Source organism: Microcoleus sp. D2_18a_B4, assembly GCF_036702475.1.
Taxonomy (GTDB): Bacteria; Cyanobacteriota; Cyanobacteriia; order Cyanobacteriales; family Microcoleaceae; genus Microcoleus.
Genome location: NZ_JAUBTL010000115.1, coordinates 1 through 8,118 on the forward strand (window position 1 = coordinate 1; position 8,118 = coordinate 8,118).

Annotated in this window: 8 protein-coding genes; 4 read left to right on the forward strand and 4 right to left on the reverse strand. The window is 46.5% G+C overall.

The window, feature by feature from the left end; translation table 11 throughout:
* Window positions 1-253 precede the first annotated feature (253 nt).
* The 3 genes from QUB04_RS31895 to fraC form a co-directional block, all read right to left on the reverse strand.
* A complete protein-coding gene (locus QUB04_RS31895; RefSeq protein ID WP_333290674.1) occupies window positions 254-1,027 on the reverse strand; it encodes an ABC transporter permease in 774 nt (257 codons plus the stop codon).
* Window positions 1,028-1,285: 258 nt separating this feature from the next.
* The gene (locus QUB04_RS31900; RefSeq protein ID WP_333290675.1) at window positions 1,286-2,284 is read right to left on the reverse strand and encodes a DUF5357 family protein; all 999 of its coding nucleotides are present in this window, start codon (window positions 2,282-2,284) and stop codon (window positions 1,286-1,288) included.
* A gap of 5 nt (window positions 2,285-2,289) precedes the next feature.
* Entirely contained in the window at window positions 2,290-2,808 is a 519-nt protein-coding gene (gene fraC / locus QUB04_RS31905) for a filament integrity protein FraC (RefSeq protein WP_333290676.1), read from the reverse strand.
* A gap of 227 nt (window positions 2,809-3,035) precedes the next feature.
* Between fraC and QUB04_RS31910 the strand changes: the two genes are divergently transcribed.
* From QUB04_RS31910 to QUB04_RS31925, 4 genes are all read left to right on the forward strand, one after another.
* Complete coding sequence (locus QUB04_RS31910) at window positions 3,036-4,169, forward strand: cob(I)yrinic acid a,c-diamide adenosyltransferase (protein WP_333290677.1); 1,134 nt, start codon at window positions 3,036-3,038, stop codon at window positions 4,167-4,169.
* A 463-nt stretch (window positions 4,170-4,632) separates the two neighbouring features.
* Window positions 4,633-6,612 (forward strand): calcium-binding protein, encoded by a 1,980-nt coding sequence (locus tag QUB04_RS31915; protein ID WP_333290678.1) that lies wholly within the window; start codon window positions 4,633-4,635, stop codon window positions 6,610-6,612.
* Window positions 6,613-6,925: 313 nt separating this feature from the next.
* A complete protein-coding gene (locus QUB04_RS31920) occupies window positions 6,926-7,261 on the forward strand; it encodes a DUF6883 domain-containing protein (RefSeq protein WP_333290679.1) in 336 nt (111 codons plus the stop codon).
* 10 nt (window positions 7,262-7,271) lie between these two features.
* Entirely contained in the window at window positions 7,272-7,526 is a 255-nt protein-coding gene (locus QUB04_RS31925) for a DUF4926 domain-containing protein (RefSeq protein ID WP_333290680.1), read from the forward strand.
* Window positions 7,527-7,659: 133 nt separating this feature from the next.
* On the opposite strand, the gene QUB04_RS31930 is transcribed toward QUB04_RS31925, so the two are convergent.
* On the reverse strand, window positions 7,660-7,848 hold the full coding sequence (locus QUB04_RS31930) for a CsbD family protein (RefSeq protein WP_333054441.1): 189 nt from the start codon (window positions 7,846-7,848) through the stop codon (window positions 7,660-7,662).
* Window positions 7,849-8,118: the final 270 nt, after the last annotated feature.

The window sequence follows — 8,118 nt, forward strand, 5'->3', positions numbered from 1 at the left end:
AGGGTTGATTAGGAAACTGGAAAATCAATAAAAAGCCGTCGTAGAACGACGGGGCTTCAGACCCAGTTTTTTGGTGAATTACAGTAGTCATAAGTCACCTCATTTTACCAATAAAAGTTTGAGTTTTAGTCTAGATGGGCGATCGATAACCTTGTCTATATCTTAGCGCGCTAAGTCGATAATAAAATTGGTTTGTAGTGAGGGCTTTAGCCCTCACTACAAACAATTACCCTGAAGGTACGGAATGCGCGCTTTAAAATTCCCTACGGGAAAATATGGCGATCGCAATTGACAACAGCAGCACCACATACAGCAAACCGTAGCCAGCATCTGTAATCAAACCTGCCAAGTAAGGAACTTGTCCGTAAACAGCATCGTTTCTCAAATTGAATCTGGCTAAATCCGGCAAAACCAGATAAAGTCCCATCATCAATTGTTCAAGACCAGGATTTTTAGTTAACTTGCCCAAAGCCACTAAATCCCGCGTCGAATGTCCCATTAAATAAACGCCAAATGTCAGTAAAGTTGCCAACAGCGAACTGCTAAAAACCCCAAATAAAATCCCGACACCAGCCATCAGACACAGCTCAAACCAGATAAACAGCGAAGCGATTAAAATGCTTTCCAAAGGGAAAGGAATGCGGCTCAAACTCAGAATAGCCAGATAGATAACAGTCATTGCTGCTACAAGCACCGCCAGCACCGCCGACAGCCCTAAGTGCTTGCCCACAATTAACTCAGCCCGACTTATCGGCTTGGCAACTAACAGATAAACAGTCCGCTTTTCAATTTCTTTGTTGACCAATCCGGTAGCCACAAAGACTGTGGCAATTAAACCGAGAATGCTCATAGCAGCCAAACCGACATCTAAGATAATTTTCTTCTCGGTTGTCGCCGCCAATTCGGGTATCAACCGTACCGAGGCTCCCATCAACAGAGCAAAAATAATAATTAAGTAAAGGATGCGATCGCGAATTACTTCCCAAAATACATTGGTCGCGACTGTCAAGATTCTTCTCAAATTCATCTAGTTATTAACCCGCTGAAAACTTTCGCCATACTTTAGTGTAAGGAAGAAGGAAGAAGGAAGAAGGAAGAAGGAAGAAGGAAGAAGGAAGAAGGAAGACGGAAGACGGAAGACGGAAGACGGAAGACGGAAGAGGAAAGAAGGAAGAGGGAAGAGGGAAGAAAGAGGATTTTTTCCATCTCAGACTCTCAGACTCTCCCACTCTCAGACTCTCCCACTCTCCCGCTATACGATCGCAATTAGTTAACAGAGACAGAATCACACTTGACTGTCTCCCGCAGTTCCATCTTTTTTCTGTCCGGGTTGAGAGCGTTTGATGGCATCGCAGGTTACAGTCGCCCTATTGGCTATCTGGAACACCTCGCAAGATTTGGTAAACGAATATATTTCCGGTCTAAAAACCAGCCCCAGCCAAGTGGCCTGCATATCTAACTGATAGCGGGACTCTCCTTGGACGATCGAAGTTTTGACATCCCAGCTAGCATCTTCTGGGACTATCCCAGTTGTTTTTAAGGCTTGATTCCGCAGAAAAAATCGCTCGTTGTCAATATCTATTAACATTTGCTCTACTTGCGCCCACGGTTTTGTGCGGGCTTCATTTCGCAGGTATCCCTCCATTGCATTGAGGATGACAACTCCTCGGGAGCGATTAATAGTTGGCCGTTGAAATGTCACCACATAATCGCTTTGCCTTAAATCCTGAGATAAAACGCTGGGATACTGTTGTATCCAACCTTGAATTAAAAAGTGAAAAGCAAACCAACAGGAAAACAGCACGTGAACTAGAGTAATCATCAAAAACTGAGGCCGCACCAACGACCTGATACCTTCCCGTTTTGACTCGCTATTCCAAATCTCTATTGTAGCAAGAACTACTACTGCTATAAGTGGGCCGGATATCCATGCTATTTCCTTCCTATCCGACGGCAATCTTATCAGTAACCACAAGCCTATTAAGATGCTTGTCACCCACGGACTCAGACTTACTCCTTTAATCACAAAAGGTTGCTGACTCGTCAGCAAACCCATTGAAAGTGTAAAAAATAACCAGCTCATATCAAAAAGCAGAGTTCTCGTCCGCCAGTCAGTGACTGCCGCCACTGTCAGCAAAGCTAAAAAGATGCTGAGCAGTAAAGGAGTCTTCCAGTGGACAACTTTAGGCGGAATCATCGCCTTTTGGATTTTTTTATTGGTTTCCCAAAGGTTATTCGTCAGCTTAGTGAGTTGCTGAGTGACATCAAAAAATTGCTTCATCATAAATTTCAATAGACGCTTTGCAAAAACAACAAGGTTAAAATAACGAGATTGCTAACAGTGTGGGCGATTAAAATTCCCCCAAACTGGGTAGTTACTTGAAAAGTTTTTTTGGGAGGACGGCGGGTGAGGGTTGGCGGCCCTAAAAACTGAGGTTTGGAAGCTTTTTTATTGCCGGCCACCATGTTCTCTATGAATTCTAATCCCTGCCATTTAGCTAGAAAAGTTACTGCTAATACTGAGAGTGCTATCATAGTTATTGGAGCGTAAACATTATCCGCTCTTCCTAATAAGATATAACCGATAAGCTGTTCCCGCAAATCTTTGCTAAGAACGCTTTCTATGCCGAAAAAAACTAACCAGCCTACGCAAGTGCAAGAGAGATTGAGGATGGCTGTATATTCAATGCTGGTTTTGGGGCCGAGTTTAAGTAGTTTTTGCAAAAACCACGATTCGATCGCGATCGCCAAAAACATAATTAAAATTTGCACCAAAACAGTCCGAAATGGGAAAACACTCGCAATCATAAGCCTTTAGGTATATCAGTCCGTGTTAAATTTTAATTGTACAGCACAAACGGAATAATCTTAACCGGAGGTTTGAGCACCAGATTGCGTTAGATCGCTGCTTAAAAAATTGGGGGTTAGGACTTATCGTATAATCTGTTGAGATCCGCCAACAGAATGGAAAAATTAAACATTCAAGGCGCGCGATCGAATACCCACCCCGATACAGACTCAAATAACTGCTGATTATGGTAAGGAATGGCATTGGTATTCGGACAGCCTCATCCCGGTCGGAACGCGCCGCAGGTCAGATTCACGTCTACGACGGCGCTGGTAAAGGCAAGTCTCAGGCAGCTTTGGGAGTAGTGTTGCGCTCGATCGGGCTGGGTATCAATTCTGACTCGCCCACGCGAGTCTTGTTGCTGCGCTTTCTCAAAGGCCCCGGCCGCTCCTACGACGAAGACGGGGCAATAGAAGCCTTGCAACGGGCATTTCCGCACTTGATCGACCAAGTGCGAACCGGCAGAGCCGAATATTTTGGGGCCGAAGCAATCACCCGCTTCGATCGCGCCGAAGCTCAGCGAGGCTGGGATATCGCCAAAGGAGCGATCGCAAGCTCGCTCTATTCCGTCGTGGTACTAGACGAACTAAACCCGGTATTGGACTTGGGTTTGCTGCCAGTTGACGAAGTAGTCCAAACCCTCAAAAACAAACCAGAATATTTAGAAGTCATCGCCACAGGCCGAGCGGCCCCCGAAGCTTTGCTGGAGATTGCCGACTTACACTCAGAAATGAAGCCCCACTATAACCCCGCAGCGGCAGAGCATCATATTTCCGGTATCGAAATATACACCGGAGCGGGCAAAGGCAAGTCTACGAGCGCTTTGGGCAAAGCTTTGCAGGCAATAGGTAGGGGTATCAGTCAAGACCAATCTCACCGGGTGTTAATCGTGCAATGGCTCAAAGGTGGCACTGGTTATACAGAAGATGCGGCGATCGCAGCTTTGCGGCAAAGCTACCCGCAGCTAGTAGACCACCAGCGGTGCGGCCGAGATGCTATAGTTTGGCGGGGGCAACAGCAAGAGCTAGACTGCATAGAAGCAGAACGCGGCTGGGAAATCGCCAAATGTGCGATCGCCAGCGGCTGGTACAAAACGATTATTCTCGACGAACTCAATCCCACAGTAGACTTAGAACTGCTGCCGGTAGAGCCGATCGTAGAAGCCCTGCTACGCAAGCCGCGGGATACAGAAATTATTATCACCGGGCGCTGCCACAAACCCCACGCTTACTTTGACTTGGCAAGCGTACACTCCGAGGTATACTGTCACAAACACTACGGCGATCGGGGCGTAGAACTAAAGCGGGGCGTAGACTTTTAAAGCCCGGAGCGGTACTCGGTTCAATCCGGGTCAGAATTATTAAATGACGGCCCTGCCTGGAAAACCGGAAATTGCCACAAAGCTTTGTTACCAAGTAACAAATCTCCCAATTTCCCTTGTCTTCCCGATCACCCAGATCAGCCTTTTTTAATCTTTAATTTCCTCCCCCGGACGCGATCCCCGACCGCCAATCCAGAATGGAACATTAAGAATATGAGCCGCGTCTTATTGAGCGTGAGCACCTGAGACAGTGCACCAGGATTATTAAAGGGTGAAGACTTTGAAAATAAAAGCTTACAAGCAAAAAATCCGCGAGGGAGAAAGTCTAGACAGGGTTAACGCCAGTAGGCTAGACTTGCGGCTGGCAAACAGGTTAAACTACAGCGGAATCCAAACATTCGGTGTTCTAGGCAGTGTCTGTAGTCGCACCAGCGATGACCAACAAGTAGAGGAGTGAAGCTTTATGACAACGTTAGATGACAATCCTAATCAACTAGATTTAAACCTTCCGGGACTAGGCCCGGATACAGTATTCGCCGGAGAGGGGGCGGATTTCGTAAGAACTTCCACCCTGGGCGGCAGCTTAATATTTGGCCAAGGCGATAACGATACTCTGATTTCAGTTGGCCCGAACGATACCATATACGGCGGCGACGACGAAGATTCAATCAGATCTCAGCGCATTCCGGCTTTGCTGTTTGGCGACGCAGGCAATGACACCATAATCGCTGAAGCCCGCGCTACCCTGGCCGGCGGTGTGGGAGAAGACATCCTCCAAGGTACTGTCGAAGCTAACCTGATGTTTGGTAATCAGGGGGAAGATACGATGCTGGGAGGGGCGCAGAGAGGAGACTCCCTCTACGGCGGTAAGGACAATGACAAGATCGGCTTCTTCATCGCAGGCGGTGGCAACAACCTCTCTTTAGACGGTGGTTTGGGTATTGGCTTCGCTGGCAATGAAGGCAGCAACTTCTTGCGGGGTGATTTGGGCGACGACTTAGTTGTAGGTATCAATGTAAGAGACAGTCTTTATGGCGGTAGAGGCAACGACACCCTAAGAGGTGTGGCCAGCAACAGCTACCTGTCGGGCGATCTTGACGACGACATCTTAGTCATTACCAACCGTACCCAGACAAGCCCATTTGCTCAGGGCAGCGTCATCACGATCGGCATTGAGAGAACCACCTTGATTGGCGGTGGCGGCAACGATTCTCTCTCCGGCCCGATCGGCGAGTTTGAGGCCGGCAGAAACTTGTTAGACGGCGGCGACGGCAACGACACGATCACGGTTTTTGCAACTTCTGATAGCGCTTTGGGAGGTGCAGGCGACGACTTCATCGAGTCATCCAGGGTATCGAATCTAACTTTGAGCGGAGGCGCCCAGAGTTCATTTGGAGGCTTCGCGGGTCGCAACTTACTCGACGGCGGAGTAGGCAACGACACGATCGTTGCAGCTTTTGTGAGTGATACAATGATCGGCGGCGAAGGCAACGACAACCTGAGCGGTACCTTTACTAATGCAGCCGGTGGAGATGGCAACGATACTATCGATGCTACCAAGGCCATTTTTGCTGGTACTGGTACTGCTTTGATTACTCTCGATGGCGCGCTGGGCAACGATTCGTTAATTGGCTACACCAATCCTACTACTGGCAGCAGCTTTACCGTCACCAACCTCATGAATGGTGGCGAGGGAAGTGACACCATCATCTTTGGCACCCAGTTTGATAAAGTGATCGGCAACTTTGCGGGTAACGACTTCATCTCCTACGCTAGCGGCGTCAGCTTTGACGATATTACAGCGCCAAACTTGATTAGCGATACCTTAGGCAGCAACTTCATTATTGGTGGCAACGGCACTGATGTCATCACTACTGGTAACGGGGATGACATCCTGTTCGGCGACTCATCCAGTGCCGACTCCCTCGCTGGGGACGATACCTTAAATTCCGGCGCCGGAAACGACACCATGCTGGCCGGCTTTGGAAACGACTATTTGATCGGCGGCGACGGTAACGACTCTCTCGGCGGCGGGCCTGGTGCTGACACCCTGATTGGCGGATCGGGTAATGACAGTTTCTACTACAACAACTTCGGCGAGGGGGCCGTGGGTACTGACACAGACCAAATCGGCGATTTTACGGTCGGCCAAGACAAGTTTATCTTCCAAATCAATGGCTCCAACGGCTTCCCCAACTTGAGGGTAGTGCCAAATACGAATCGAATTTCTTCGCAGGCGTTCTTGGCGATTGAGAGTGGGGCTTACGCTGGCACTTTTGGTCCAGCCGGGGCGGGCGAGACAGAGCCGTTCGTCTTTTATGAAAATGAAACCGGACGACTAGGATTTGACTCTAACGGTTTTGGTAATGCTGACGGAGTAGTTACGCTGGCAGTTCTAAATGGCAGACCGGGCATTACGGCTGCTGACATTACCCTGATTTAATTTGGGTAAAAGTGGGTGGGGTCGATTCTGAAACATCGCCCTACCAAATCTCAAAACTAATTGTGCTTTGTTTCGAGCTGGGGATATCCATCCCTGGCTTTTTTGTGGGCATTGGGAATTGGGCATGGGGGATAGGGCATTGGGCATTGGGCATTGAAAGGAAGGGCAGATTCACCGATCCATTTTGCCACCCATCAATAATGTTGATAAACCAGCCACCCAACTCAAAGACGATATAATTGACATTTGAGTAACAGTCGATTATTGTAGCCGACTAATATTCTATTTGGTCATTCAAAAACAGTTATTAATAGTGAAACTGTCCAATGGTCATCTAGCAGATTTAGGCAATAAAATAGAAGAATATTCTCTAAATCCGAATCATCAAGAAGGAAAAAATAAAGCTGTTTTGTTTGCCAGTAAGTTAGGCATTACCCTAAAAAATGCTGAAATGCTCAAACAGGCTTTGAAAGAAGCTGCTATCAACGAAGATGTTGTTATTCAAAAAAACAATGAATACGGAACACATTACAACATGAAATTCTTGCTGAAAACCGAAGTAGGTGAATCTCTGATTCTAGCAGCTTGGATCGTCCGCTTAGGTGAAAGTTTCCCCCGATTAACAAGTTGTTATCCCGTCAAAAAGTGAGGTAAAAACAATGAAAACAATTAAAGACCTAGATATTGTTGCTTTAACTGAAGATTTAGAAGCCACCCATTTTGAAACAAAACAAATCATTAAATTATATAAAGGACAAGTAGGAACAGTCGTGATGGAATTTGATGGCAGTGCTTTTGAGGTAGAATTTTCTCATCAAGATGGTAGAACTTATGCAATGGAAACCATTCCGGCCACAAAATTAATGCTTTTACACTATGAGTTAGTAGAATCTGTAGGGGCAGTTCCCCGATGAATTTTGCCACCAATAATCTTTATAAACTCGCCCCTAGATATTGATACAAATAATTTAGGCTCATTATAAAAAATCCCGCCAACATATCGTTTGCGGGATTTAGTAGGCAGGAAACTTGTAGCGAATACTGTTACTAAGCTCGGTCTACAATCTCTTTTGCTTTATCTTTGAGGTCTTCTTTCAGGTGAATTGCTGATGCTTCATCCTGCTTGGCTTGACCTTCTAATTTATCTTTCTGATTGCCTGTAACTTCGCTAACAGCTTCTTGGATTTTGCCTTCAATATTCTTCGCTGTGGCTTCGACTCTATTTTCAATGTTCATAATTTTTTATTCTAACTCTACAACTACTAATATATGATTTTAAAGTTGAGTCTGTATCTCTCTTTAGATAGATTGGCTGTTAACTTTATAGATATCCGGTAGGGAGACGGCACCGTGCCCTTCTTCGTGCCAACTTAAGCTCAAACCAAGTTACAGATTGCTGTTTGACTATTAAGGCCAGATCCCCCCTAGCCCCCCTTAAGAAGCTATGCTTTATAAACATCTTTCTTAACAAGAAAGTTGACAAAAGTAACTACTTGTGTAGCGGAT

Coding starts and splice junctions, on each gene's coding strand:
- QUB04_RS31895 (WP_333290674.1), bottom strand. CDS start 1,027: ATGAATTTGAGAAGAATCTTGACAGTCGCGACCAATGTATTTTGGGAA.
- QUB04_RS31900 (WP_333290675.1), bottom strand. CDS start 2,284: ATGATGAAGCAATTTTTTGATGTCACTCAGCAACTCACTAAGCTGACG.
- fraC (WP_333290676.1), bottom strand. CDS start 2,808: ATGATTGCGAGTGTTTTCCCATTTCGGACTGTTTTGGTGCAAATTTTA.
- QUB04_RS31910 (WP_333290677.1), top strand. CDS start 3,036: ATGGTAAGGAATGGCATTGGTATTCGGACAGCCTCATCCCGGTCGGAA.
- QUB04_RS31915 (WP_333290678.1), top strand. CDS start 4,633: ATGACAACGTTAGATGACAATCCTAATCAACTAGATTTAAACCTTCCG.
- QUB04_RS31925 (WP_333290680.1), top strand. CDS start 7,272: ATGAAAACAATTAAAGACCTAGATATTGTTGCTTTAACTGAAGATTTA.
- QUB04_RS31930 (WP_333054441.1), bottom strand. CDS start 7,848: ATGAACATTGAAAATAGAGTCGAAGCCACAGCGAAGAATATTGAAGGC.